This is a genomic window from Marinithermofilum abyssi (assembly GCF_014641195.1).
Lineage (GTDB): Bacteria > Bacillota > Bacilli > Thermoactinomycetales > DSM-45169 > Marinithermofilum > Marinithermofilum abyssi.
The window spans coordinates 63094-88029 of sequence record NZ_BMHQ01000006.1 but is presented as its reverse complement, the minus strand read 5'-3'; the positions used below and the strand labels follow the sequence as shown (position 1 = coordinate 88029).

24 protein-coding genes and 1 other annotated feature are annotated in these 24936 nt (G+C 53.0%); of the genes, 5 read left to right on the top strand and 19 right to left on the bottom strand.

What is annotated here, in order from left to right:
• Positions 1-59: 59 nt before the first annotated feature.
• The 3 genes from IEW70_RS09495 to IEW70_RS09485 form a co-directional block, all read right to left on the bottom strand.
• Positions 60-455 (bottom strand): Hsp20/alpha crystallin family protein, encoded by a 396-nt coding sequence (locus tag IEW70_RS09495; RefSeq protein ID WP_229751925.1) that lies wholly within the window; start codon positions 453-455, stop codon positions 60-62.
• A gap of 115 nt (positions 456-570) precedes the next feature.
• Positions 571-717, bottom strand: coding sequence for a hypothetical protein (locus IEW70_RS09490; protein WP_188647693.1), 147 nt, complete (start codon positions 715-717; stop codon positions 571-573).
• Positions 718-984: 267 nt separating this feature from the next.
• Positions 985-1536, bottom strand: a complete 552-nt coding sequence (locus tag IEW70_RS09485; protein WP_188647692.1) for a DJ-1/PfpI family protein — start codon at positions 1534-1536, stop codon at positions 985-987.
• Positions 1537-1821: 285 nt separating this feature from the next.
• Here IEW70_RS09485 and IEW70_RS09480 point away from each other — a divergent pair, with 285 nt between their 5' ends.
• A complete protein-coding gene (locus tag IEW70_RS09480) occupies positions 1822-3063 on the top strand; it encodes an MFS transporter (RefSeq protein ID WP_188647691.1) in 1242 nt (413 codons plus the stop codon).
• 111 nt (positions 3064-3174) lie between these two features.
• Here the strand turns inward: IEW70_RS09480 and IEW70_RS09475 are convergent, their stop codons facing one another.
• The 4 genes from IEW70_RS09475 to IEW70_RS18145 all read right to left on the bottom strand — a co-directional run bounded on the left by IEW70_RS09475 (position 3175) and on the right by IEW70_RS18145 (position 5374).
• Complete coding sequence (locus tag IEW70_RS09475) at positions 3175-3978, bottom strand: CDP-glycerol glycerophosphotransferase family protein (RefSeq protein ID WP_188647690.1); 804 nt, start codon at positions 3976-3978, stop codon at positions 3175-3177.
• Positions 3979-4308: 330 nt separating this feature from the next.
• The gene (locus tag IEW70_RS09470) at positions 4309-4686 is read right to left on the bottom strand and encodes an SDR family NAD(P)-dependent oxidoreductase (protein ID WP_188647689.1); all 378 of its coding nucleotides are present in this window, start codon (positions 4684-4686) and stop codon (positions 4309-4311) included.
• Positions 4683-5075, bottom strand: coding sequence for a 2-C-methyl-D-erythritol 4-phosphate cytidylyltransferase (locus IEW70_RS18150; protein ID WP_188647688.1), 393 nt, complete (start codon positions 5073-5075; stop codon positions 4683-4685). Before IEW70_RS18150 ends, IEW70_RS09470 begins: the two co-directional genes overlap by 4 nt.
• The gene (locus IEW70_RS18145) at positions 5072-5374 is read right to left on the bottom strand and encodes an IspD/TarI family cytidylyltransferase (RefSeq protein WP_188647687.1); all 303 of its coding nucleotides are present in this window, start codon (positions 5372-5374) and stop codon (positions 5072-5074) included. The genes IEW70_RS18150 and IEW70_RS18145 overlap by 4 nt, the downstream gene beginning before the upstream one ends.
• Positions 5375-5603: 229 nt before the next feature.
• Here IEW70_RS18145 and IEW70_RS09455 point away from each other — a divergent pair, with 229 nt between their 5' ends.
• Both IEW70_RS09455 and IEW70_RS09450 read left to right on the top strand, forming a co-directional pair.
• Entirely contained in the window at positions 5604-5825 is a 222-nt protein-coding gene (locus IEW70_RS09455) for a hypothetical protein (RefSeq protein ID WP_188647686.1), read from the top strand.
• A gap of 113 nt (positions 5826-5938) precedes the next feature.
• A complete protein-coding gene (locus tag IEW70_RS09450; RefSeq protein ID WP_188647685.1) occupies positions 5939-7000 on the top strand; it encodes a WD40/YVTN/BNR-like repeat-containing protein in 1062 nt (353 codons plus the stop codon).
• 381 nt (positions 7001-7381) lie between these two features.
• Here the strand turns inward: IEW70_RS09450 and leuB are convergent, their stop codons facing one another.
• From leuB to ilvD, 6 genes are all read right to left on the bottom strand, one after another.
• Positions 7382-8500, bottom strand: a complete 1119-nt coding sequence (leuB, locus tag IEW70_RS09445; protein ID WP_188647684.1) for a 3-isopropylmalate dehydrogenase — start codon at positions 8498-8500, stop codon at positions 7382-7384.
• A gap of 273 nt (positions 8501-8773) precedes the next feature.
• On the bottom strand, positions 8774-10357 hold the full coding sequence (locus IEW70_RS09440; protein WP_308423152.1) for a 2-isopropylmalate synthase: 1584 nt from the start codon (positions 10355-10357) through the stop codon (positions 8774-8776).
• Positions 10358-11371 (bottom strand): ketol-acid reductoisomerase, encoded by a 1014-nt coding sequence (ilvC, locus tag IEW70_RS09435; protein WP_188647682.1) that lies wholly within the window; start codon positions 11369-11371, stop codon positions 10358-10360.
• A gap of 161 nt (positions 11372-11532) precedes the next feature.
• Complete coding sequence (ilvN, locus tag IEW70_RS09430; protein WP_188647681.1) at positions 11533-12024, bottom strand: acetolactate synthase small subunit; 492 nt, start codon at positions 12022-12024, stop codon at positions 11533-11535.
• On the bottom strand, positions 12021-13748 hold the full coding sequence (ilvB, locus tag IEW70_RS09425; RefSeq protein WP_229751924.1) for a biosynthetic-type acetolactate synthase large subunit: 1728 nt from the start codon (positions 13746-13748) through the stop codon (positions 12021-12023). Before ilvB ends, ilvN begins: the two co-directional genes overlap by 4 nt.
• A 644-nt stretch (positions 13749-14392) precedes the next feature.
• Complete coding sequence (gene ilvD, locus IEW70_RS09420; protein WP_188647679.1) at positions 14393-16084, bottom strand: dihydroxy-acid dehydratase; 1692 nt, start codon at positions 16082-16084, stop codon at positions 14393-14395.
• 441 nt (positions 16085-16525) lie between these two features.
• Here ilvD and IEW70_RS09415 point away from each other — a divergent pair, with 441 nt between their 5' ends.
• The gene (locus IEW70_RS09415) at positions 16526-16966 is read left to right on the top strand and encodes a MarR family winged helix-turn-helix transcriptional regulator (RefSeq protein WP_188647678.1); all 441 of its coding nucleotides are present in this window, start codon (positions 16526-16528) and stop codon (positions 16964-16966) included.
• 45 nt (positions 16967-17011) lie between these two features.
• A complete protein-coding gene (locus tag IEW70_RS09410) occupies positions 17012-18631 on the top strand; it encodes an MDR family MFS transporter (RefSeq protein WP_188647677.1) in 1620 nt (539 codons plus the stop codon).
• Between the two features lie 249 nt (positions 18632-18880).
• On the opposite strand, the gene IEW70_RS09405 is transcribed toward IEW70_RS09410, so the two are convergent.
• The 6 genes from IEW70_RS09405 to thrS form a co-directional block, all read right to left on the bottom strand.
• A complete protein-coding gene (locus IEW70_RS09405) occupies positions 18881-20941 on the bottom strand; it encodes a molybdopterin-containing oxidoreductase family protein (RefSeq protein ID WP_188647676.1) in 2061 nt (686 codons plus the stop codon).
• Positions 20942-21032: 91 nt separating this feature from the next.
• A complete protein-coding gene (locus IEW70_RS09400) occupies positions 21033-21212 on the bottom strand; it encodes a hypothetical protein (RefSeq protein WP_188647675.1) in 180 nt (59 codons plus the stop codon).
• A gap of 129 nt (positions 21213-21341) precedes the next feature.
• On the bottom strand, positions 21342-21701 hold the full coding sequence (gene rplT / locus IEW70_RS09395) for a 50S ribosomal protein L20 (protein WP_188647674.1): 360 nt from the start codon (positions 21699-21701) through the stop codon (positions 21342-21344).
• A gap of 38 nt (positions 21702-21739) precedes the next feature.
• Entirely contained in the window at positions 21740-21937 is a 198-nt protein-coding gene (gene rpmI / locus IEW70_RS09390) for a 50S ribosomal protein L35 (protein WP_188647673.1), read from the bottom strand.
• 17 nt (positions 21938-21954) lie between these two features.
• Entirely contained in the window at positions 21955-22470 is a 516-nt protein-coding gene (infC, locus tag IEW70_RS09385; protein ID WP_188647842.1) for a translation initiation factor IF-3, read from the bottom strand.
• A 25-nt stretch (positions 22471-22495) separates the two neighbouring features.
• Positions 22496-22612, bottom strand: a sequence feature (ribosomal protein L20 leader region).
• A 148-nt stretch (positions 22613-22760) separates the two neighbouring features.
• Positions 22761-24692 carry a threonine--tRNA ligase gene (thrS, locus tag IEW70_RS09380; RefSeq protein WP_373285949.1) on the bottom strand — a complete coding sequence of 644 codons (1932 nt, stop codon included), beginning with the start codon at positions 24690-24692 and terminating at the stop codon, positions 22761-22763.
• Between the last annotated feature and the right edge of the window lie 244 nt (positions 24693-24936).

Genomic DNA, 24936 nt, shown 5'->3' with positions numbered 1-24936 from the left:
CCATCCTGTCATCATCTTAACACACTCCGTCGGGTGTTCCTCCTCCTTTATAAACCCAATCAACTTCCTTCCTTGACTTTCGGCAGACGGATGGTGAGTAGGTTTTTCGCTTGGTTCAAGGAGGTTTGAAGCCGAGACCCGTCTACAAGGACAGGCAATAACAGATTGGTAGTGAACGTGGTCTTACTGACCCGCATCATCCCTTCACCCTCATCCGATTCCTGAATCACTCCACTCACGTAGAGGATGCGTTGGGACTCGACCCAAGCGTTCAATTCATGCTCCGGACTCAAGCGGGGAATCTCCATCGTGACCACCACTTCCGTTGCCGTTTGGTACAGATCGCTACGAATATCTCCTGCCAGAAACATCTGAACAAGCCGGTTCATTTCTTTTATAAAGTCTGTCATCTCCTCCTGCAACATCCGCTCAAACCAGCTTCCCCGCAACCCCATCACTCGTTCTCCTCCCGTTTTATCCTTATCCATATGCAACGGGAAACACTTGGTCACTCATCATCTACAAAAAAAGACCTCCCAGGCAGGAGGTGGAATGAAGTACCCGGTTTGTTTAAAAGTAGGGCCCGTCAAAGGAGCCGCTCCACCACCAGAAAAAGGCGAAGAACAAGAAGAGAATAACCAGCACGGCAATGGCAATCCAAATCCACGATCCGAATCCAAAGAAATTGACAAAACTGCTTGTTGTCGCTCTAGCCACGTGGGGACCTCCTTCCATCTACCTTTTGCTCTCTATACAGGATATGAGCTCTCCGTATACCCGGTGTGGACGAATGCCCGGTTGCGAAAGTCCGGATTGACTGCTGCGCAACCGAATTCCCTTCATCACAGACTTTACAAATAGAAACAGAGAGCCCTTCTGACTCGGCAGAAGGGCTTTTTGCCGTGCTAAGACTCTATTAGCAACCTCAAGAAAACCCCTTGCGGGGTCTGAGAAATCACTGCATATCGTCATCAGCGAAAAACATTATTTGCTCAACAGCTTGAGAAATTCCCTCATAAAGCCCGGCAGGTCCGGCCAAGCGTGCCCGGACACGAGGTTGTTCTCCACATGAAGATTTTCCTCGACAAATTGTGCCCCAGCAGCTTCCACTTCCGGACGGCAGTTGGTAAAGGCAGTCAGTTTGCGGCCTTTCACTACCTCCGGCACCACACTGAATACCAAGGTAGCATGACAAATGGCTCCCACCGGTTTGTTGTTTTCAAAGAAATGCTTGACGATTCCCGGGACTTCTTTTTCCATCCGAATATATTCGGGAGCACGTCCGCCCGGGATGATCAAACCGTCAAATTCGGACGGATCCACATCGGCAAAAGCGGTATGGGCATCCAAACCATAAGCCCATTTTTCCGTAAAGGTGTCCATCGATTCCTCAAAGTCGTGAACCACCGTTTGCAGCCTCTTCTTCTTCGGTGCCGCAATGACAGCTTCATGTCCTTCTTCCAACAGACGATAGTAAGGATAGAAAACTTCCAAAGCTTCCACTGCATCTCCAGTAAGAATCAATACTTTTGCCATCGTGTAATCTCCCTCCAAATTTTGTAGGTTTCAATATATGGTTCCCTATTTTTATCGTTTTCCCTTCTCATCGAAGGAAAAACTTCCGGATAAATCATTATTCCATAAACAAAAAATCAAAAACACCCCAACGAGTATATTCGAAATACTGTTGCTTCAATGAAAATAATAGTAATAAAATAAAATAGCTCAATGCCTAACATCAAACAGTACAGGGAGGAATTCAGGATGTGATTCATCCGATCAAAGATGCGGTTAAAAAAATAACACCGAGAGGTGAATCGGATGAAATTGCCTGTTTCCTTCCGATTCATGTGGTTAGGGCAAGCCACTTTTACATTGGGGGACGGCTTTTACATCATGGCCTCCATCACCTGGTTATACCGGGAAACCCATTCCGCAACCTTTGCGGCCATGGTCCCCTTCATCCGTGTGGGAGCCAGAATGTTAAGCGGCTTGTTCGCTCCTCTTCTGATGGAGCGGATACCCTTGATTCGATTGCTGCAGTTCTCCCATTGGGCCCAGGCAATCTGGCTCGCCATATTGACGGCTGTTCTGTTATGGGCTCCAACGGGAATGGTTTTTTATCCCTTGCTCGTGATCCTTCTGTTTACTTCCATGGTGGATGGCTGGATGATCCCATCCCGCAACGCGATGGTTCCCCGGCTGGTTTCTGATGAAGAGTTAATCCGTGCCAATGGATGGTTGGCCGCTACAGATCAAGTCGTGTTACTCGCCAGTTGGTCCCTGGGCGGGTTGATTGTCGCTTTTGGGGGTATCCCCTGCAGCCTGGCCCTAACCAGTCTCCTGTATATAGCAGCTGCATTGGCCCTTTCATTCGTTTCTTCCTCTGTCTCTTTTCCAACAGAAGAAGAAACAAAGCAACCACCACGTACACAAACAACCCTGGGCGCAGGCTGGATACTATTGTGGCAAGATCCGCGATTACGCACGATCACGCTGATGGATATAATCGAATATCTCGCTGGTACCGTTTGGATCGGTGCGATTATACTCGTCTTTGTCAAAGAAATTTTGCACCAGAGTGAGGCTTGGTGGGGATATTTAAATGCCAGCTACTACCTTGGCACCATTTTGGGAGGAGCCTTGGTCCTGTTCTTTTCCCGCGTGTTGGAAAAACGCTTGTATGCTGCTATGGCGTGCGGTTCCATCACAACCAGTCTCCTCACCTTGGTATTTGCCAGTGTCCCGGTTCCCTGGCTTTCCCTGCTACTGGCTGTCCTGATGGGACCTGCCTACGAAATCCGGGATGTAAGTCAGCGTACACTCTTTCAGCGAATGATCTCCAAACGAAATCTCCCACAAGTAATGGCTGCTCACAGTACATTGCTTAACGCTACTTTCGGCCTGTCCGTCTTCCTCATCGGTGCTACTGCAGATGCATGGGGAATACGCGCCGTTTATTTTCTGGCGGCAGGACTGTTGGCCATCTCCGCCGGGATGGGCTTGACTTTGATCAGACAGAAAAACGGCTCCGTCCAATCCATGGTCGGACAGGACCGTTAAACAGAAAAGTTGCCGGTCATAAGACCGGCAACTTGTTTTATATAGGAACTCGTTCAGCTGTGCTCTCTTCTATCCCCACGATGCCTTAGCCGGTCGAAGTGACCGGTCTCTTTAACCCACATATCGGCCTTCGGACACATCCGATGCGGAGGATTCCAACCGGTCTTTTTGTACGCCCTCTCTTTCCAAAAACGACGGGTCCATCCTCAAAATCTGCTTGTAAATATGACGCACTTGCTTCTCCGCCACCGGCCCCTGATTCTCTCGGGCATAGAATATATGGAGCACCCGGTTCCGCTCCGCTTCGTAAGCGTCCCGACCCTCAGCGGCAGCCGCCAGACTCTTCAGCAGTGCATCAAAGGTCTCTACTTTCGGCCCGGGTGTCACTTCTTCATAGTCGTGATACATCTCGTTTGATTTCGTCAGATACTCATCCAAATCATAACAGTAGAACAGCACCGGTCGGTTCAACAGTAGATAATCCGTATAACAGCTGGAATAATCCGTGACCAGGATATCGGTGTATTTCAGGAGCAGCTGGGGCTCCAGTTTCTCCTGGCTGATATCCACCACATGTTCCAGCCCGCGGGGAAGCTTTCCCTTGCTGAACATATGACGTTTGATCAAAAAGGTACAACCGTACTGCCGGCAAAATTCATCCAATCGCTTGAGGTCCAATACCTGATGAATCTCTTTATCCAATTGGCCAAAATTGCGGTGGGTAGGCATATAGGTGATGATTTTTCGCTCTTTGATCCAGTTCGGAAAGTGCTTTTCTTCGTCGGTTTCTGTAAAAAACAAATCGTTTCGGGCTTGGCCCAGCTCCCAAACGTTCCCCCTGTTCACAAGAAAGGTCTCCGGATAGTAGGAAGAAACCTTTTCACTGGTAGAGATGACATAAGACTCTCCGGCCACTTACGTGCGAACGACGAAGCCCTTGAAAAACCGGCGGATCGGGTTCTTTTCATGGAGTGCTTTGTAAGTGAAGGTGTTTGAAAATCAAAAATAAAAAAGCCGTTTGCAAAAGCGAAAGCTTCTCCATAAAAGTCAGCTTCCCCACCGCTCCCAAACCTCATTTCTTGTAAACTTTATCAAAGCTTTACACGGGGTTCATCTTCTCTTTTCATCCCGGCGCTAGGATAAAATTGTCAGAGTATCTTTTGTTTTTGCCGTGATTGCAGTTTTGAAAGCCGTCCTCACAAGGGATATCTGTAGACGACCATATTCAACCGGAACATGCATCCTTCACCCTGCGACAATAACTTCCCGCGTAATGATAAAAAGGGAATGCACATTGACCCGGTAAGTGGTTTCCCGATTGTCCAGAGTGGCTTCCAGCAGGGACTTGGGCTCGGCGTATCCCGCCACATTGAGCAAATAATCGATCGTGCCGAAGGTAGTGCCGATTGCTTGGACCGCACGCTGAACCTCTTTGGCATCAGTCAAGTCGATCGCATAGATTTCGACCCGCTTTCCAGGGTTCATCCGCGCTTTGGTTTGCTCCATCCCTTCATTGTCCCGAGCCAATAGCACGAATTGGTTGATATCTTCCCGCCGGCTCAAAGCGACGGCAATGGCACGGCCAATCCCGCGGCTGGCCCCGCTGATCAAACAAGTGGTCATCCCCATTCTCCTCCCAGTATGTAATCCTTGTAAATGATTTCTCCGATTTTCTGATCGATGGGCCGGGTGATCTTTATATTGTATTCCGTCCCTCTCAACACCCGGATCCGCTCATGGTTGTAATGAAAATAGAGGCTCACATCTTCGGTAAACCGGGTGCCGTCTGCGGCCGCCAACTGATGGGCTGCCAACAGTTTCTTCGCATCCAGCTTTTGCGGAAGTTGAATATCGATCAACCGGTCGCGGTCCAAGTTGCGCTCGATGGATTCCTCCCCTTCCAAGACCGTAAAAGGGACGTCCAAGCCATAGGTGGCATTCGGTTCATCACAGTGAATTAACCGTTCAAACTCTTCCCGCAATACAAAAGGCCGGACCGCTTCGTGAATCACCACAGCTCCCGTGTAACCAGCTGCAACCCCTTAAAAACAGACTCCTGCCTGGTTGCTCCGCCTTCGATCACTTTGATCGGTTTAAGAAACTGATGGTCATGGATCACTTCCACTGTCTGATCTAAGTAGTCCCGCGGAGAAGTGATGATAATTTCGGCAATGTCATCAATCGATTCTACCTTTTCCAACACGTGTACGATCATCGGTTTGCCGCCGATCATTAAAAATTGCTTCGGCGTATTCAGCCGCATTCGGGTGCCGATGCCGCCGGACAACAAAATCATGCTTACCTGATTCACTATTTCCCCGCCTCACTTCCGGCTGATTCTGTGACACAAACGGTATGTCCGGTTCTTTTGCCCGCCCCATCCCCTTTTTCCTGACCTTCCAACCTCTACCTGACCTTCTACCCTTTTGCTAGCGAAATGTTTTTTCATGTCCTTTTCCGATTTTTCTACCGGCGCTCATAGCCCTTGGGGCATGCTAAAATAGGCACCATACTGGAGAAAATTGTGGAGGCGTCCGCAGATGAAGATCGACATGAAAAAAGACGGGACCGTCATCGTTCCCGAGGAAGACATCAAACGGCTGAAAATCCTGCTGAAAGAAGCGCGGCAGGTCGGTGCTTTTGCCGCCGATTCCGTGTTGGCTCTGGCAGCCATGGCACTGAACAAAGGCATCGGTGAACTGGAAAGTGAAGTGAATCGGAAGAAACTTGCGGCAAAATATGAAGAAATCACATCGGAGTGAACATCTTGATCATCGGACCATTTTGAGTCCCTTCTCGGACCATGGTCCGATTTTTTCTGCTCTGATATTCGATATAATGAAAACCGCATTCCCCGGAAAGGACGGATCTTGCGATGACAAAACTGTACTTGGCGATGGAGAAGGAATTGCTGATCGTGGATGAGCAAACGGAAGCGGTTTGGTCCCGTTTATCCGGCATGCAACCGGTCAGCCTGGCAACGGACCCCTTTCATCCGGAGCGGATCTATTGCGGTACGTTTGGGAGAGGACTGTGGAGGAGTACAGATGGCGGGGATACCTGGGAGCCGGTTGGAGATCCCGGCTTATCGTTGAAACCGGTGACAGAAGGGGGAATCACGCACCCCCATGTGATGGCGGTCGCCGTCGGTAAAGCGGAATCCCGACAGGATCTCGGAGCCGTCTACGCCGGAACCGAACCGAGCGGGTTATTTGTCTCCCGGGATGGCGGGGATACGTGGCGGGAATGGAGAGAGCTGCGCACCCTTCCTTCCGCCTCTTCATGGAGTTTCCCGCCACGACCCCATACCCACCATGTCCGTTGGATTGCCCCTGCACCTAAACAGGCAGAGCGGATCCATGTCTCCATCGAAGCCGGAGCGGTGATCCGCACGCTGGACAATGGTCACTCCTGGGAAGATCGTAAGTCCGGCGGTCCCATCGATGTCCACACATTGTTGACCCACCCTGCCGCGCCGCAAAGGCTGTATGCAGCAGCAGGAGATGGGTTTCGCAATCCGGGACGGGAGTATGCGGAAAGCCGGGATGCAGGAGAAACCTGGGAACCGATGAGTGAGGGATTGGAACATCACTATTTGTACGGCTTGGCTGTGGATGCCGTTAATCCAGATCTGCGACTGGTATCGGCGGCAGAAAGTCCTCACCATGCCCACGACCCCGTGGATGCATGTTCTTATCTTTATCGAAAAGAAGGGGACCACCCTTGGGAACGAGTAGACCAGGGACTGCCCGCTCCGGAAGGGACGGTCATCCCGACGTTGACGGCGCATCCCTCCCAGCCCGGACGCTTCTATGCCCTTTCCAACCGCGGGCTCTGTCGTTCCACAGATAGCGGCCGTTCCTGGGTACCAGTGAACATCCCTTGGAAAGAAGCCTATCGTTGGCAGCACCACCATGCCCTGTTGGTGGTGGAATAAGATACTTATAAAATAAAGCCCGGTTCATGAGAACCGGGCAGATGAATGACAAACCTGTATGATGGCTTCACTCTTTTGGCCGTCGCTCCCTTTCCGCCGTCACAGATGCGATTCTGTCCGCTCCGACACATCACGTGACTTTGGAGCGAAGCGACAAAGAGCAGGAATTGTGCTCCCTAAGTGCGATGACCGAGGTGCGAGCCATTAGGAAAAGACTATGAGCAACCCACCAGGCCCAAGGACTTATAGGGCACAGGTTGTGCCCTAGCCCTTTCCTCTGGGTCACGCTATGGCTCGTATTATTGTGAGATGTGCTTCTTTCCGAGAGCGAGTTTGTCAGTAACTCGGCTGGTTCAGATCATCCTGAACCGGGCTTTTTCCTTACACCATCATATCGATCGGCACGGACGGGTCCGGGTTGTGCTGCTTCAACACTTCCACAACCCAGTCGCCGAATTGATCCGTGCTCAGGGCAAGTTCGTCCGAGGTTGCTAGGTCAGCCGTCCGGGCACCTTCAGCCAGCACCTGACGAACGGATTGTTCGATGGCCCGGGCCGCTTCCTCGTCATGGAAGGAGTGACGGAACATCATCGCTACCGACAAGATGGTGGCTGCGGGGTTGGCCACCCCTTGCCCCGCGATATCCGGTGCGGAACCGTGTACCGGCTCATACAGGCCGCGGGACCCTTCTCCAAGGCTGGCAGATGGCAACAGCCCGATGGAACCTGTCAAGATGGCGGCCTCATCACTCAAAATGTCGCCAAACATGTTTTCCGTTACGATGACGTCGAAATCCTTGGGGCGACGGATGATCTGCATGGCACAATTGTCTACCAGCATGTGTTCCAGTTCCACATCCGGATAATCCTTTGCCACCCGCTTCGCCACTTTGCGCCACAGGCGGGAACTTTCCAGCACATTGGCCTTGTCGACAGAGGTGACTTTTCGTCTGCGTCCCCGAGCCAGTTCAAAGGCACGCCGGAGGATCCGCTCGATCTCATATTCGTGATAAACCAACGTGTCGGTAGCTGTGGCTCCGCCTTCCTTCTCTTCCGTCCACTTGTCTCCAAAGTAAATGCCGCCGGTCAACTCCCGCACGACCAACAGGTCCACATCTTTCAGCACTTCGGAACGCAATGTGGAGCTGCCCTCCAAACCCGGAAACAGACTTGCAGGACGCAAGTTGGCGTAGAGCCCCAGTCCTTGCCGCAAATCGAACAGTGCCTTTTCCGGACGCAGCTCCGGCGGGTTTTGATCCCATTTCGGACCGCCTACCGCCCCGAGGAGAACGGCATCCGACTCCCGGCACAACTGATTGGTTGCCTCCGGAAACGGTGTGCCGAGGCGGTCGATCGCACCGCCTCCGATCAATGCATGCTCCACTTCAAAGTGATAACCGAATTGCTCCCCTGCTTGTTTAAGGACCTTCACCCCCTCCTCTACGATTTCCAAACCGATGCCGTCCCCCGGAAGGACCGCTACTTTTTTGGTTTTGGCCATGGTCCAACCCCTCCTTTTTCTGCTTTGACCAACTGAGCTCGGCGTTACCGTGTCTCCCTCACCACATCAGCCTTATCCCTTGGATGGGTCGCTTTCCACTCTCGCTCCCTTGCCGATGTCAAAGGAGCTCGATGGGAAAAACGGTACCGCCACACCCGTTAACCAACATAGCCTCCACTTGAGTAACACCGTTCAAATTGGCAGCAGTACTTTTTGCTTCCTAGGTTAGGGACCTTGTCAGCAATGTCTTCGCTGTGTCACAAAACGGTGTTATCACGAGCCGGCAGGAGTCAATTCCTTCTTCAACTGTTCCTGGCGGCTGTCCCGACGGAGAAGTACCCGATTCACCGCGTTGACGTAAGCCCGTGCACTGGCTTCCAGTACATCGGTACTGACGCCGCGCCCTTGAACGGTGACGTCTCCTTGACGGAGACGAACATAGACTTCGCCCAGCGCATCGGTGCCATGGGTAACCGAGTGAATCTTGTAATCCACCAGCTCCATCGACTCTCCGACAACCCGGTCTACCGCCTTGAATATCGCATCCACCGATCCGTTGCCGCAGGCAGCTTCTTCTTTTACCTGCCCATCCCGCGCATCACGGATACGGATCGATGCGGTGGGGAGAAGCTGGCTGCTGTAAGAAAGATGGACGGCTTCAAAAGTGAGAACCTCCTGGGATTCGCCCCACTTTTCTTCCACCAAGGAGATCAGATCTTCATCCTCAATTCGCTTTTTCCGGTCCGTCAACTCTTTAAACCGGATAAACAACTGATTGATTTGCTCATCGTTGAGTTGATACCCCATCTGGGTCAATTTGTCGCGAAAAGCGTGCCGCCCCGAATGTTTCCCCATCACCAGTTGGCTGGCGGTCTGTCCCACCGTTTCAGGAGACATAATCTCGTAGGTGGAGCGGTTTTTCAGCATGCCGTCCTGATGGATACCGGCTTCGTGGGCAAAGGCATTGGCACCGACCACCGCTTTGTTCCCGGGAACCAGCATCCCCGTCAGTTTGCTGACCATCCGGCTCGTTTTCGCGATTTCTTTTAATTCCAGATCCGTCTGTACCTGATAGTAGGATTCCCGGGTCTTCAGAGCCATCGCAATCTCTTCCAGAGCGGCGTTCCCCGCCCGTTCACCAATGCCGTTGATGGTGCCTTCTACCTGTTCCACCCCGGCTTCGATCGCTGCGAGGGAGTTGGCCACCGCCATCCCCAGATCGTCATGACAATGGGCGCTTAAACGGACTCGGTCGATGTTGGGAACATGCTGTTTCAAATAGCGGAAGATCCCCGCATATTCCTCCGGCGTCATATAACCGACGGTATCCGGGATGTTCAACACGTCCGCCCCGGCTTCAATCACCCGCTCAGCCACTTGGGCCAAAAACTCTTTCTCCGTCCGGCCCCCATCTTCGGTGGAAAATTCCACATGGGGGAAATTCTTTTTGGCCAGGCGGACGGCATATTCCGCCCGCTCCAGCACTTGCTCTTTGGTCATATTCAACTTGTACTTGCGGTGAATCGGCGATGTTGCCAAGAAAATGTGAATCCCCGGGTGTTCCGCATCCTTCAGCGCCTCCCAGGCTGCTTCGATGTCCTTTTCCACCGCGCGGGCGAGGGTAACCACCACCGGTTTTTTCACAGCCCGGCCCACCGCCTGCACGGATTGAAAATCTCCGGGGGAGGAAGCGGCAAATCCAGCCTCGATCACATGAACGCCCAGCTTTTCCAGCTGGAGGGCGATCTCCACTTTCTCCCCGGTGCTCAGATTGACTCCCGGAGATTGTTCCCCGTCCCGCAGGGTGGTGTCAAAAAACTGTACCGTACGCATAGCCGCTGCCTCCCTTTCACTTATTCATTGGGTGACGGATTCTTTGGCACCCTTGTTGATCCAGGCCATCGTTTTCCGCAGTTCTTCCCCGGTGGTTTCGAGGGAGTGAGCCTTTTCCTCTTCCGCGATCCGGTTAAATTCCGGCCGGCCTTCTTCATTTTCCCGGATCCAGCGGTTGGCGAAAGTACCGTCCTGAATCTCTTTCAACACTTGTTTCATCGCTTCACGGGAAGCTTCCCCGATCACGCGTTTGCCGCTCACATAGTCGCCGAACTCCGCTGTGTCACTGATGGAGTAGCGCATCCCTTTCAAACCACCTTCGTACATCAGATCAACAATCAGTTTCAATTCATGGAGACACTCAAAGTACGCGATCTCCGGCTGATACCCCGCTTCGGTCAGGGTTTCGAAGCCGGCCTTCACCAGTTCGCTCACTCCGCCGCACAGCACAGCCTGCTCGCCGAAGAGATCCGTTTCCGTCTCTTCTTTGAAGGTGGTTTCGATCACCCCGGCCCGGGTGGCTCCGATTCCTTTGGCATAAGCCAGCCCCAGTTCCTTCGCCTGTCCGGTGGCATCCTGATGGACAGCGATCAAGCCCGGGACGCCAAACCCTTCCTCATACACCCGGCGCACCAGATGGCCCGGCCCTTTCGGTGCCACCAAGACCACATCCACATCCTCCGGCGGCACGATCTGTCCGAAGTGGATGTTGAAACCGTGGGAGAAAAAGAGGGCCGCACCGGATTTGAGATGGGGTCGCACCTGCTCTCGGTACACTTTGGCCTGCACTTCGTCCGGCATCAAGAGCTGCACCACATCTGCCCGTTTTACCGCCTGGTCTACCGTGTAGACAGCAAAACCGTCTTTCTCCGCTTGTTCCCAGGACTTGCCCTTACGCAGACCGACGATTACCTCGACTCCGCTCTCCCGCAGGTTTTGCGCCTGAGCGTGTCCCTGGCTGCCATATCCCACAACGGCTACGGTTTTTCCTTTCAGGTAACCCAGATCTGCATCTTTTTCGTAAAATTTTTTGGCCATCAATCATTCCTCCTCAGGATTTTCGGATTACTCGGTCCGTCGTTTTCCCCTCTCATTTTCTTGCCAGTCAAATCAGAAAAACGAAACGGTTCCTTCCATTTTGAGATTTCTACTCACAATAGATGCTTCGCGCCTGTTCAGCAGGTTTCTGCCAAACGGCTTTACACTCCCGCCCGGGCCACACTCCGAGAAAGGGCGGTTACGCCAGTACGGGCCATTTCCTTAATGCCGTAGGGACGAAGCAGCTCCAGCAAGGCATCCAGTTTGCTTCGCTCTCCGGTGGCTTGCACCATCATCGAGTGAGGCCCTACATCCACCACCGACGCCCGGAAGGGTTCCACAATCCCGCTGATCTCATGCCGGACGGACGGCCCCGCCTCCACCTTGACCAGGAGAAGCTCCCGGGCTACTGACGGATGCTCACTCAAATCCTGCACCTTGATGACATCCACCAGCTTGTGGAGCTGTTTGGACACTTGTTCCATCATGCGTTCATCCCCATTGGTAACGATCACCATGCGGGATAAACCCGGCTCCTCCGATTCTCCGACACTGATGCTCTCAATGTTGAAGTTGCGACGCCCGAGCAGATTGGCCACCCGGGCCAGCACCCGCGGCTGATCATTCACCAACACCGAAATAATGTGTCTCATTGCTTTTCATCTCCCATGATCATCTCATCCAATCCGCTGCCGGGAGCCACCATGGGGTATACATTTTCCTCGGGGGTTACCCAGATATCGAGAACCACAGGCCCCGGATGGCTCATTGCTTCCTTCCAAACCTGAACGACTTCCTCTTTCGTCTTGGCGCGGAATCCTTTTACCCCGTAGGCTTCTGCCAGTTTGACGTAATCCGGGCTGGCGGTGAGGTCCACTTCGCTATATCGCTCTTGATAAAAGACCTCCTGCCACTGGCGCACCATTCCGAGACAACGGTTATTGATGATGACGGTTTTCACCGGAATGTTCATCAGTGCGGCCACGGCCAGCTCCTGGTTGGTCATCTGGAATCCCCCGTCCCCTGTCACGCAAATGACGGTTTCGTCCGGCCGGGCCAGCTGCGCCCCAAGCGCCGAGGGGAATCCGAATCCCATCGCGCCCAAACCGCCGGAGCTGATAAAAGACCGGGGCTTGGCAAATTGAAAGTATTGCGCTACCCACATTTGATGCTGTCCGACATCCGTTGTAACAATCGCTTTCCCGTGAGTGGTTTCATACAGGTGGCGAATCACCCACTGGGGCTTCACAGATTCTTCGGAATCTTGGAATTTTAAGGGATACCGTTTTTTCCACTCTGCTGTTTGCTGCAGCCATTCTTCCGACTGGCTGCAGGGAACTCCTCGGTTGGCTGCCTGCAGCACCTTCCGGACATCTCCCACAATCGGAATAAAGGTGTCGACGTTTTTGCCGATTTCCGCCGGGTCAATATCGATGTGGACGATCTTGGCACCCGTAGCAAACTTATCGAGCCGTCCCATCGTTACCCGGTCGTCAAAACGGGCCCCGATCCCGATTAGCAAATCACATTCCAGCAAAGCATGGTTGGCAGCATAGGTGCCGTGCATCCCCGGCATTCCCAGCCACAGCGGATGTTCCCCTGAAAATCCGCCCAGCCCCATCAAGGTGGTGGTCACCGGGATACGAGCCTGTTCCGCAAAGGCGATCAACTCTTCTTCCGCCCCTGCTGTCACCACGCCGCCGCCCGCGAGAATGACCGGCTTTTTCGCTTCCCTTACTGCTTGGTGAAGCCGTTGCACCTGAATCGGATGCGGATCGCAGTGGGGCTGATATCCCCGGATGGATACCGTTTCAGGATAATGGAAGGGCGCCTTGGCATTGGATACATCTTTCGGGATATCGATCAAGACGGGACCGGGACGCCCCGTCGTCGCGATGTGAAACGCTTCTTTCACCACACGGGGGATATCGTTCACATCGCTGACAAAATAGCTGTGTTTCGTGATGGGCATGGTGATTCCCATAATGTCCGCTTCCTGGAACGCATCGGTTCCGATCAGGCTTTGCGCGACATTTCCCGTGATACACACCAGCGGGATGGAATCCATTTGCGCGTTGGCGATCCCTGTCACCAAGTTGGTCGCTCCGGGACCCGAAGTGGCAATGACTACCCCTGCTCTCCCTGTTGCCCGGGCATACCCGTCGGCCGCGTGAATGGCTCCCTGCTCGTGACGGGCCAGCACATGCCGAAGGGAGCCCGAATACAGTGAATCATAGATGGGCAGCACCGCTCCGCCCGGGTAACCAAAGACGCATTCCACTCCCTCTTTCAACAAACTCAACAACAATATTTCTGAACCGCTAAACTCCTTTTTCTCACCCTTCGCCTCCGCCAGGCGCTCCGCCATTTTTTCCATCGTCGCCGTATCTGGCATGACAAGCGAACCTCCCTCTCTGATAAAATGAAAAACCTTTCGCTTCCAACCTGTCCAAAGGCATCTCTCGTTTGAGACACTCTTTCGGTAACGATTGGGGCGAAAGGTTCGCGGTACCACCCAACTTCACCGTTCCCTCGCGGTGAACGGCCTCGGCGAGTGCGCCGGGATTCCGGGCACTCTCATCGATAACGGTGACTTCCGGAAGCGATCTACTCGGCTTTCGCCTTTCAACGCTCAGCTCCGAGGTGAGAACGCCGCCATTCCGCCATTCCGGTCTCAGCCGTGCCGGAACTCTCTGTGAGACGGGTCGATGTCGGCGCAAGTCCTCTTCTTAGCCTTGATTATCCACTTGTCTCCAACGGAATTGAAAAAGCCTCTAAGGCATACGTCTCCCTGTTCCGACTTGAACAAGATAGGGACCTGCCGCAGAGGCTTTTATCCTCACGGTGTACACCGCCTTACGCGGTGCTGGTGTCACTCGGTCGCAATCCCCGAAATCTTCGGGCGGAACCCTAGACACCCTCCCACCAAAAGTAACACTTGGATGAATTGTTGAATGATTTAGATGCTATTATACTCTCTTCACAAGCGATGTCAACCGATTTTTTGCATTTAACAAAATGTTAATAATCCGTGATGGCTCCTTCCGAAGCGGAGGAAACCAACCGGGCATATTTGGCCAGGACGCCTTTGGAACGGGGCAGCGGCGGAGCTACCCAAGCTCGTCTCCGCTTTTCCAGTTCTTCTTCCGACAAATCGACGGAAAGTTCCCGTTTCTCGCTGTCGATCGTGATCTTATCTCCTTCCCGAAGCAGAGCAATCGGTCCGCCAACCTGGGCTTCGGGTGCCACATGGCCTACGACCAATCCATGAGATCCCCCGGAAAAACGGCCGTCTGTGATGAGGCCCACCTTTTCTCCCAAGCCTTTACCGACCAAAATCCCGGTAATGGACAGCATCTCCGGCATGCCGGGTCCTCCTTTGGGCCCTTCATACCGAATAACCACCACATCTCCTGCTTTCACCCGATTGGACAGCACCGCTTCCGTCGCTTCCTCTTCCGTGTCAAAAACCCGGGCAGGACCGGTAATCCGTTTTACTTTCAGACCGGACACTTTGGCCACCGCTCCTTCCGGTGCCAAGTTTCCTTTCAGGATGACCAGCGGACCCGTCTCCCGGAACGGTTGATCCAGCGGACGGATTACCTCTTGCCCTTCTTTCAGCTCCGGCCACTCAGCCAGGTTTTCCGCCAGCGTTTTGCCGGTCACTGTCAGGCAATCTCCATGCAGCAATCCGGCCTCCAACAGCCGTTTCATCACCGCAGGAACGCCCCCAGCTTCACAGAGGTCCTTCATGACAAAGCGACCGCTGGGCTTCAAATCGGCAATGTGCGGCACCCGCTGCCGGATCCGCTCAAAATCGTCTATGGTCAGATCCACATCGACGGAACGGGCGATCGCCAACAAATGCAGAATCGCATTGGTGGAGCCGCCCAGGGCCATCACCACGGTAATCGCGTTTTCAAACGCTTTTTTGGTCATGATGTCCTTGGGATAAATGCCTTTTTCAAGCAGCCGGACAACAGCTTCTCCCGCTTTTCGGCAGTCTTCCAGTTTGGCCTCGGTTTCGGCGGGGTTGGAGGAACTGCCGGGCAAGCTCATACCCATCGCTTCAATCGCCGAAGCCATGGTATTGGCCGTGTACATGCCGCCGCAGGATCCGGCCCCTGGACAAGCATGGCACTCGATCTGGTGCAGTTCACTCCGGTCGATGTCCCCTTTGTTGTATTGACCCACACCTTCAAAGGCGGACACGATATCGATATCTTTGCCGTTTAACCGGCCCGGCTGGATCGTTCCACCATACACAAACACGGCTGGCACTTCCGAGCGGCCAATGGCCATCATACACCCGGGCATATTTTTGTCGCAGCCGCCAATGGCCACAAAGCCGTCCAGCCTTTCCGCACCGACTACCGTCTCGATGGAGTCTGCAATCACCTCCCGGCTCGGCAGGGAATACCGCATGCCTTCATGACCCATGGAGATCCCGTCGGAAACGGTGATCGTGTTAAACACCAGCGGTGCTCCCCCGCCTGCCTTGGCTCCTTCTTTGGCACTGGCAGCCAGCCGGTCGATGTGCATATTGCAAGGTGTCACTTCGCTCCATGTGCTGGCCACCCCGATCATCGGCTTTTGAAAATCTTCATCCGTAAAGCCGACGGAGCGCAACATCGCACGGTTGGGAGCACGATTGGCCCCTTCACTGATCACGTGGCTTCTGATGCGCAAATCTTGTTGGGTATCGACTGTCATGGTATGCCCCTCCTTATGTTTTACCCCTTGGCGATATTGCCAACCAGTGTATAATAGATTTTAACAATTGTCACGCCCCTTTTTTCATTTTTCAATATCTTCCGTATCTGCGGGAGGGACAGGCAATCCCACACGCTTTTCTCCGGATCCCCATTTCCCCATTATTTCCTACGAAATCTCTGATCCATTGAATCCTCTTTCTTACCGGTATCCTTGTTTATTTCCGTCAGCTGATAAATGATAAAAAAAGGATAAAATAGGACAAATCCCTAGTCCTGTCGCAGTTTAAAGCACCCTGACAACTATTGAAAACCCTTACAAAAAAGCTTTTTATCACCCAGTCATTGACACTTTATTTCACCAGGTATACAATTCGGTTTATAAAACTTTCACTTGATTAAATATATGGACAAACACTTTCCTCCCAAAGGAGGTACTGCCTTGACGAAACGACATCAGTTCATCGAGGAACTGGAACATACATTGCGCCGAGTCTTTCGCACACTGAAAAAAGAAGTGAACGACACCTTGGGAGACGAGATGAACGCAACAGAATTTAACTTTTTACGTTACCTTACTTGCGAGGGGCCCCAAAAGGTTTCCGCCCTTTCCCAGAAATTCGGGGTGGCCGTCAGTCATGTGACCAATGTAGCGGACCGATTGGTGGAGAAAAAATGGGTGCAACGGGAGCGGTCCCGAAAAGATAAACGAGTCGTCGTTCTGAAAGCGACCCCTGAAGGAAAAGAGATGTTCTACAAGATGGAGAAAAAACGGAAGGAATATTTCCGGAAACGATTTGATCCATTCACGACGGACGAAATGGAAACCTTACTGAAGCTGTTCCAAAAGCTGATATCGGGCAAAGACGACGGAGGTTGCTGAATTCTTGCTCTCTCCCGATATCATTGATCAGAAAGGAGTACATCGATGGAGCACTTGGATAAGCGGACAAAGATGACCATCATGTTTGCGGTCATGGCATCCATGTTGTTTGCAGCACTCAATCAAACGATCGTCGGTACCTCCCTCCCCCGTATCGTTGCCAAATTAGGGGGTATGGAATATTTTAACTGGGTTTTTACCATTTTCATGTTGACTTCCAGCGTGACCGCCATCTTGGTAGGCAAATTGTCGGACATTTATGGACGAAAGCCCTTCATTTTATCAGGTCTGGCCGTCTTTATGGCCGGTTCTTTCCTTTGCGGCACCTCCGATGACATGATTCAACTGATCATTTATCGGGGGATTCAGGGATTGGGGGGCGGCATGATCATGTCCACCTCCTTCACCGCCGTGGGCGACCTGTTCTCTCCCCGGGAACGGGGACGCTGGCAAGGACTGATGGGAGCCGTCTTCGGCCTGGCCAGTGTATTGGGACCCACCCTGGGCGGCTACATTGTGGAGCATTTTGACTGGCACTGGGTTTTCTGGATTTTCCTCCCCTTCGGCTTCATCGCTTTCTTCCTCATCTGGCGCCTGTTTCCGCACACGGCTCAAGGTGAGAAGAAAAGCATCGATTACTGGGGATCTATGTTTCTAGTATTGACGATGATTCCGCTGTTGCTGGCCTTTACCTGGGCAGGCAAAGATTACGGTTGGACATCTGCCCGCATTTTGGGCTTGTTCGCCTTTTCTGCAGCCTCCCTGCTCATCTTTATCCGGATCGAAAGCCGGACGTCCAACCCGGTATTGCCTTTACACCTTTTTAAAAACAGCATCTTTAGCCTCTCCAATGTGATCGGCTTCATCATGGGAATCGGGATGTTCGGCGCAGTGATGTATACCCCCTTTTTCATCCAGGGTGTGCTTGGAACCGCCCCGTCCAGAACCGGGTTTATCATGATGTTCATGACCTTGAGCATGGTGTTTTCCAGCACGATTGCCGGTCAGTACATCACCCGGACAGGGAAGTACAAACACCTGGCACTGTTTGGATTGCTGTTGATGGCCGGCGGGATGTATTCCATGTCCTTGATGGGGCTGAACACTTCCAACTGGACGGTTGTGATCAACCTGGCCATTGTCGGTCTGGGACTGGGGATCGCCTTTCCCATTTTCAACCTGACCGTGCAAAATGCCGTGGATCACCGCTATTTGGGAGTAGCCACTTCCTCCACCCAGCTGTTTCGGCAAATGGGGGGAACGGTGGGCGTATCCATCATGGGCACCTTGATGTTTAATCGCATGGAAGAAAAAATGAGCCTCCTGGCCTCCAAAAGCAGTGCCGCAGCCGCCAACCCCGGAGTAATGGAAAAACTTTCACAGCTCCGTGATCCGCAAGCCCTCCTGAATCCTGACAAGCTGGAGCAGATCCGTTCCGGATTGCCCCCGCAGATGACGGGTATGTTTGACCACATCATCCATGCCTTGCGGGAGGCGATGAGCTATTCCCTGGAAGGCGTATTCTTCATGGGAGCACTGTTCATGATCCTGGCGTTCCTGCTCACCTTTTTTGTCAAGGAGATTCCGCTTCGCACCAGCAACCGGGAACCTCAACCCGCGGGGGATTCACAGGAGCAGATGGGGGAAACAGCACCCCAAAACTAATCAGCCACACGAACCCGACCTTACCAGGGGTCGGGCCTTTTTCCTCACAAGAAGCGACCTTTGAACAACGTACCCAGCTTTGATAAGTGGGACCGAGGCAAAAAAAAAACGAGCCATAGCGCAACCTGTTCCCTTGGGTACACAAAAAGGATTTGGACGAAGGGTCGGTGAGACCAACTGTCGTTCCTATCCGAAACCTTCTGCTCGGAACATGAAAAAAGAGCCGCGTTGGCGGCTCTTTTTTTTTTGTCACGATTTTTTCACCTGAACGGCTGTGGAAAAAAAGACCGCACCCCCACCCATATCCGCCTCCCGGTCGGGGGTGAGGGCATTAATCCCTTTGCCGTCAGGGTAGGCTTCCGGCCACCAGACACCCGGGGATACGATGACACCCGGCGGGACATCTTCCGTCACTTTCGCATGAAGATGAACAGTGCTGCGGCGATTGAACACCGACACTAAGTCCCCGTCTCGGATATTCCGATCCATGGCGTCTTGCGGATGGATCTCCACTTGGGGCTGCTTCTCCATTTTCTTCAGCTTTTCAATATTCCCCATGCTGGTATTGAGGAACTGATGGTTGGGCGGGGAGATCAACATCAACGGGTGATCGGCATCCAAGCAGGTTTGTGCATCCCGTCCTTCTTTCAGCGGTACGTGTCCCGGCAGCGGATCCAATCCTTGTCGCTTCATGGATTCACTGTATAAGGCGATCTTTTCTGTGCGTGTCTGCAACAATTCCGGAAAAACCCCGGCCTTGGAGAGATTCAGCTTGATGATCCCTTTTCGCTCCAACTCCTCAAAGGACAGGCCGTCCATATACGGATTAGAAGGGTTGTCCAACACTTGGCGGATGATCTCCTCCGGACTGTCATCAAAGCAAGATTCCGTAAAGCCCATCCGTTTGGCAAGGGTGCGAAACAGACGGTAGTTGGACCAAGATTCCCCCTGAGGCGGAATGACCGGACGGGCCATTTGGATATATAAATGCCAGTAGGATTTGTATACATCCCAATTTTCCATATGGGAAGTCGCCGGGAGAACCAAATCCGCATATTTGGCTGTTTCCGTAACAAACAAATCATGGACGACAGTAAACAAATCTTCCCGCTTTAATCCCCGGACCACTTTGTCTTGAGAGGGTGCGACAGCGGCGGGGTTGGTATTGTAGACAAACAGACAGCGTACGGGGGGATCCGCTTCCAGCAAGGCGTCCCCCAACTGGATCATATTGAAGCTGCGTACATTCGGATCGGGCAGCAAATCCGGACGCTCCAGCTTTTCCTTATCGACGAACGACAGCCCGTTTTCTTTTAATGCACCGCCGCCCCGTTGCAGCCAAGCTCCCGTCAATGCGGGCAGACAGGCAATGGTACGCACGACCATGCCCCCATTGTCATGATGTTGCAATCCGTTGCCAATCCGGATCAGTGAAGGGTTTCCCGCCGCAAATTCACGCGCCAGACGACGAATGGTTTCCGGGTCGACACCGGTGATGCGGGACACTTTTTCCGGAGGATAGGAGTGAATGCGCTCTTTAAGAGCATCCCACCCTGTCGTATAGGTCTGTAAAAATGCTTCATCGGTGAGATTTTCGGCAACTAAGACCTGCATGATGCCCATCGCCAAGGCGGCATCGGTCCCTGGATATACTTGAACGAACTCATCCGCCCACCGAGCCGTCCAGGTCCGCCGCACATCAATGACAACGACTTTGGCCCCCTGTTTTCGAGCTTTTTCAAATAACATCACCTGATGCATATTGGTGCTAACGATGTCACCGCCCCACACCCATATGTAGCGGCTGTGTACGGTATCCTCGGGATCGATCGCTCCCTTGATCCCCATCGTATACTGAAAACCTTGATTACCGGCGGTATTGCAAATGGTTCGTTCAAGGCGGGAAGCACCCAGGCGGTGAAAGAAGCGTCGATCCATGCTGCCGTTGTTGACGATCCCCATGTTCCCATAATAGCTGTAGGGAAGAATCGCTTCCGCTCCGTACATTTCCCGGGTTTCTTTAAAGCGGCGGACGATAATGTCCAAAGCTTCGTCCCATGAGATCCGTTCAAAACGACCTTCGCCTTTTCTGCCCGTCCGTTTTAAAGGATGCAGCAAGCGTTCGGGATGGTGAACTCTGGAAGGATAATGACGCACTTTGTGACAAATCGCACCCTGAGTAATGGGATGCTCCGGATCTCCCGTAACCCGTGTAACCTTTTCATTTTCCACAGTCACATGCAAACCGCAAGTGTCTGGGCAATCCAAGGGACAGACGGACCGCAGGGTTTGCCGGACAGGTCCGTTCATGGACGACTCCTCCTTTTCGTGGTGGTTCTATGGCTATTGTATCGAAGAAAACAAAAAACCGACAGATTGTCGGTTTTGTTCGCGCATCGACCTACTTTCCCCTGCCGGGATTATGTACCTGTCGCATCTGATCCTTGGAATGCTCCAACAGCAATCCATTTTGCACTGGATACTCCCGCTTCCACTCCCCGTCTTTTAGGTTCATTACCACTGCCATTCCCGTTACGATTAAAACGCCCATCGTCAGACTGGCCAGCCACCCTTTGTGCAACCTACTCCCTCCTCATCCTCCTTTTTGATATATGTTGGAGGGATCGCAAAGATGCATTCCGGTTGAAAATGTGTTTATATTCCATACAAAAACCCGCTCCCATCAGGGAACGGGTCGGTTTTGATCTATTTAAGCGTTCACTTTTTGTTTGGCTACTTTGGCCAGTTCAGCGAAGGCTTTTTCGTCGTTGACGGCCAGATCAGCCAGCATTTTGCGGTTGATGTCCACGCCGGCTTGCTTCAGACCGTGCATCAGCTTGTTGTAGGACAAGCCGTTCATGCGGGCCGCAGCGTTGATCCGGGTGATCCACAAGCGACGGAAGTCCCGCTTTCTTTGACGACGGTCACGGTAAGCGTACATCAAGGACTTCATCACTTGTTGTTTCGCGGTTTTAAACAGCGTGTGTTTGGAACCGAAGTAACCTCGGGCCAGCTTCAGTACCTTTTTCCGACGACGACGAGTCACAGTCCCGCCTTTTACACGTGCCATGACAAATTCCTCCCAACTTCAAACGTACTTAAGAATTTTTATTTGTAAGCGATCAATTGTTTGGTGCGCTTAACGTCCCCTTTGGCCATAATGGCGCTTTTGCGCAGTTTGCGTTTGCGCTTGGACGTTTTATGTTCCAGCAAATGGCTGGTGAAGGCTTTGTTGCGCTTGATTTTCCCGCTTCCGGTTTTGCTGAACCGCTTGGCAGCGGCACGACGAGTTTTCATTTTCGGCATAACGACATCCTCCTAGCTTATTGCTGTTTCGGCGACAAGATCATGATCATGTGGCGCCCTTCCAGCTTAGGTTTGCGCTCCACTTCTCCAAGATCTTTCACTTCTTCCGCCATCCGGTCCAAAATGGAACGGCCCAACTCCTGGTGAGTGATCTCCCGACCGCGGAAACGGATGGACAGTTTCACTTTGTCCCCTTTTTTCAGGAACTTTTTCACATTGCGCAGTTTGGTCTGCACATCATGTTCCTCGATGGACGGGCTGAAGCGGATCTCTTTCACCTGGATGGTTTTTTGCTTCTTGCGGGCTTCTTTTTCCCGCTTGCTTTGTTCATAGCGGTACTTGCCGTAATCCATAATCCGGCACACCGGGGGCTTTGCCTGGGGCGCCACATTGACCAAGTCCAGCTCCGCCTCTTGGGCCAAACGAAGCGCCTCCCGCAACGGCTTAATGCCCAGCTGGTTGCCTTGTGCATCGATCAGGCGGACTTCCCGCGCACGGATCGCTTCGTTTACCTGCTGCTGTTCCTTGCTAATAACCTGCCACCTCCGAAGGAGATTTCTAATAAAAAAGGTGCGGGCACACGCCCACACCTGTAGATCCCGTCATCCAGAATCGCAACCTGCCGACTGCCCGTGCGTCGATCAGGTGAGAAGCGGGGCGCTTCTGCTTTGCTACTCAAAGTATGTTATCACGTAGTTTGCCGGCTGTCAAGCAGTCAGTCAAGGAAACTAGCCGGTCTTTTCACGGGAAAACTCTTTCTCCGCCTTTCGTTACGGGAACCTCAGGTTCCCTCATACTTTACCCGGCTAGCCATACCCTTTACTCACTTCTTCTCTTCAATCGCCTGTTGAATATCTGCGATCACTTCATCCACCGGCTGGGCACCCTGGTCGCCTTCGGAACGCTTGCGGACGGCAACGGCTCCCTGCTCCTTCTCTTTTTCCCCAACAACCAGCATGTAAGGGATTTTTTGAAGCTGGGCTTCCCGGATCTTGTAACCGATCTTTTCGCTCCGGCCGTCCAGCTCGGCGCGAATCCCGGCCGCTTGTAGTTTTTCCACGACGTCCTTCGCGTAGTCGAGAGAAGCGTCGGTAATGTTCATCACCCGGGCCTGGATCGGGGAGAGCCAGACCGGCAACGCCCCCATATAGTATTCCAGCAGGAAGGCGACAAAACGCTCCATCGTGCCAACGATGCCTCGGTGAATCACCACGGGACGATGCGGCTGTCCATCTTCACCGATATACTCCAACTCAAACCGGTTGGGCAGATGGAAATCCAGCTGTACCGTGGAAAGGGTCTCGTCTTTTCCCAAAGCGGTTTGCACCTGCACGTCCAACTTGGGACCGTAGAAGGCAGCTTCCCCTTCCGCTTCCACATACTCGAGACCCAAGTCGTCCATCGCTTCTTTCAGCATGCGCTGGCTTTTTTCCCACATTTCGTCGTTTTGGACGTACTTCTCTTTGTCTGCGGGATCCCGGTAGGAAAGCCGGTACCAGAAGTCTTTGATGCCAAAATCCTTGTAAACGGATTGGATCAGGCGCACCACTTTGGTGAACTCTTCTTTGATCTGGTCGGGACGGCAGAAGATATGGGCATCGTTCAGGGTCATGGCCCGCACCCGCTGCAATCCGGAGAGGGCGCCGGACATCTCGTGGCGGTGCATCATGCCCAGCTCAGCGATCCGCACCGGCAGGTTCCGATAACTGCGCAGTTCGTTTTTATACAACATCATGTGATGCGGACAGTTCATCGGACGGAGGACCAGCTCTTCATTGTCCATCTTCATCGGCGGATACATATCCTCCTGGTAATGGTCCCAATGGCCGGAGGTTTTGTATAATTCCACGCTGGCCAGATGCGGAGTATAGACATGGTGGTAGCCCATCCGCTCTTCTTTGTCCACGATATAACGTTCAATCACCCGGCGGATGGTAGCCCCGTTGGGCAGCCACAAAGGGAGACCTTGTCCCACCTCTTTGGAGGTGGTGAAAATTTTAAGCTCCTTGCCGAGACGGCGATGATCCCGCTTCTTCGCTTCTTCGAGCCGCTTTAGATACGCATCCAATTGCGACTGCTTCGGCCAGATGGTACCGTACACCCGCTGCAGCATCTGGTTGTCGGAATCCCCGCGCCAATAGGCCCCTGCCACGCTCAGCAGCTTAAATGCCTTGAACCGGCCGGTGGAGGGCATGTGGGGACCGCGGCACAAGTCGAAGAATTCCCCTTGCTCATAAATGGTGATGGTCTCATCCTCCGGCAATTCCCGGATCAATTCCAGTTTGAGATGATCACCCACTTCCTCATAAATCTTCAAGGCTTCCTCCCGGGAAACCACTTTGCGCCGAATGGGCAGGTCTTCTTTCACGATCCTTTTCATTTCCTCTTCGATCTTCGGCAGATCTTCGGTGGTCAGCCGATGGGACAAGTCCATGTCATAGTAGAATCCGTCTTCGATCACCGGACCGATCCCCAGCTTCACATCGGGGTACAACCGTTTGACGGCCTGCGCCATCAAATGGGCGGCACTATGCCGGTACACTTCCAACCCTTCCGGGTCGTCAAGGGTCAAAATGCGCACTTCTGCTCCATCCGGTACTTCCCGGGACAGATCGACCGGTTTGCCGTCGATCATCCCCGCCACAGCTTTTTTGTACAGCCCTTTGGAAATGGATCGGGCCACCTCGGCAACCGTCACCTGATCCTGTTCAAATTCACGGACTGACCCATCCGGCAGTTTAATCGCTACACTCAACATCTTCACTCCTTTTTCTTTAGAAAATAAAAAAACACCCGCACCCAAAGGGACGAGCGTTTACGTCGTGGTTCCACCCTTATTCAGCTGCCAGGGAAAGCCGCTCATTCGGCATCTCACTGCAGCCCTCTCACACATTAACGGTGTGCAACCGGCCGTCGATACTGACCTGCGGTGTTCCCGACGGCAGCTGGGAGGGGGTCATCGGTCACCAGAGGGCTTCGAAGGCTTGCAGCCGACGGCC

Coding starts and splice junctions, on each gene's coding strand:
- IEW70_RS09480 (WP_188647691.1), top strand. CDS start 1,822: ATGAAATTGCCTGTTTCCTTCCGATTCATGTGGTTAGGGCAAGCCACT.
- IEW70_RS09470 (WP_188647689.1), bottom strand. CDS start 4,686: ATGACCACTTGTTTGATCAGCGGGGCCAGCCGCGGGATTGGCCGTGCC.
- IEW70_RS09410 (WP_188647677.1), top strand. CDS start 17,012: ATGGAGCACTTGGATAAGCGGACAAAGATGACCATCATGTTTGCGGTC.
- ilvN (WP_188647681.1), bottom strand. CDS start 12,024: ATGAGACACATTATTTCGGTGTTGGTGAATGATCAGCCGCGGGTGCTG.
- IEW70_RS09495 (WP_229751925.1), bottom strand. CDS start 455: ATGGGGTTGCGGGGAAGCTGGTTTGAGCGGATGTTGCAGGAGGAGATG.
- IEW70_RS09405 (WP_188647676.1), bottom strand. CDS start 20,941: ATGAACGGACCTGTCCGGCAAACCCTGCGGTCCGTCTGTCCCTTGGAT.
- rpmI (WP_188647673.1), bottom strand. CDS start 21,937: ATGCCGAAAATGAAAACTCGTCGTGCCGCTGCCAAGCGGTTCAGCAAA.
- ilvB (WP_229751924.1), bottom strand. CDS start 13,748: ATGGAAAAAATGGCGGAGCGCCTGGCGGAGGCGAAGGGTGAGAAAAAG.
- ilvC (WP_188647682.1), bottom strand. CDS start 11,371: ATGGCCAAAAAATTTTACGAAAAAGATGCAGATCTGGGTTACCTGAAA.
- leuB (WP_188647684.1), bottom strand. CDS start 8,500: ATGGCCAAAACCAAAAAAGTAGCGGTCCTTCCGGGGGACGGCATCGGT.
- IEW70_RS09485 (WP_188647692.1), bottom strand. CDS start 1,536: ATGGCAAAAGTATTGATTCTTACTGGAGATGCAGTGGAAGCTTTGGAA.
- ilvD (WP_188647679.1), bottom strand. CDS start 16,084: ATGACAGTCGATACCCAACAAGATTTGCGCATCAGAAGCCACGTGATC.
- IEW70_RS09450 (WP_188647685.1), top strand. CDS start 5,939: ATGACAAAACTGTACTTGGCGATGGAGAAGGAATTGCTGATCGTGGAT.
- rplT (WP_188647674.1), bottom strand. CDS start 21,701: ATGGCACGTGTAAAAGGCGGGACTGTGACTCGTCGTCGTCGGAAAAAG.
- IEW70_RS09455 (WP_188647686.1), top strand. CDS start 5,604: ATGAAGATCGACATGAAAAAAGACGGGACCGTCATCGTTCCCGAGGAA.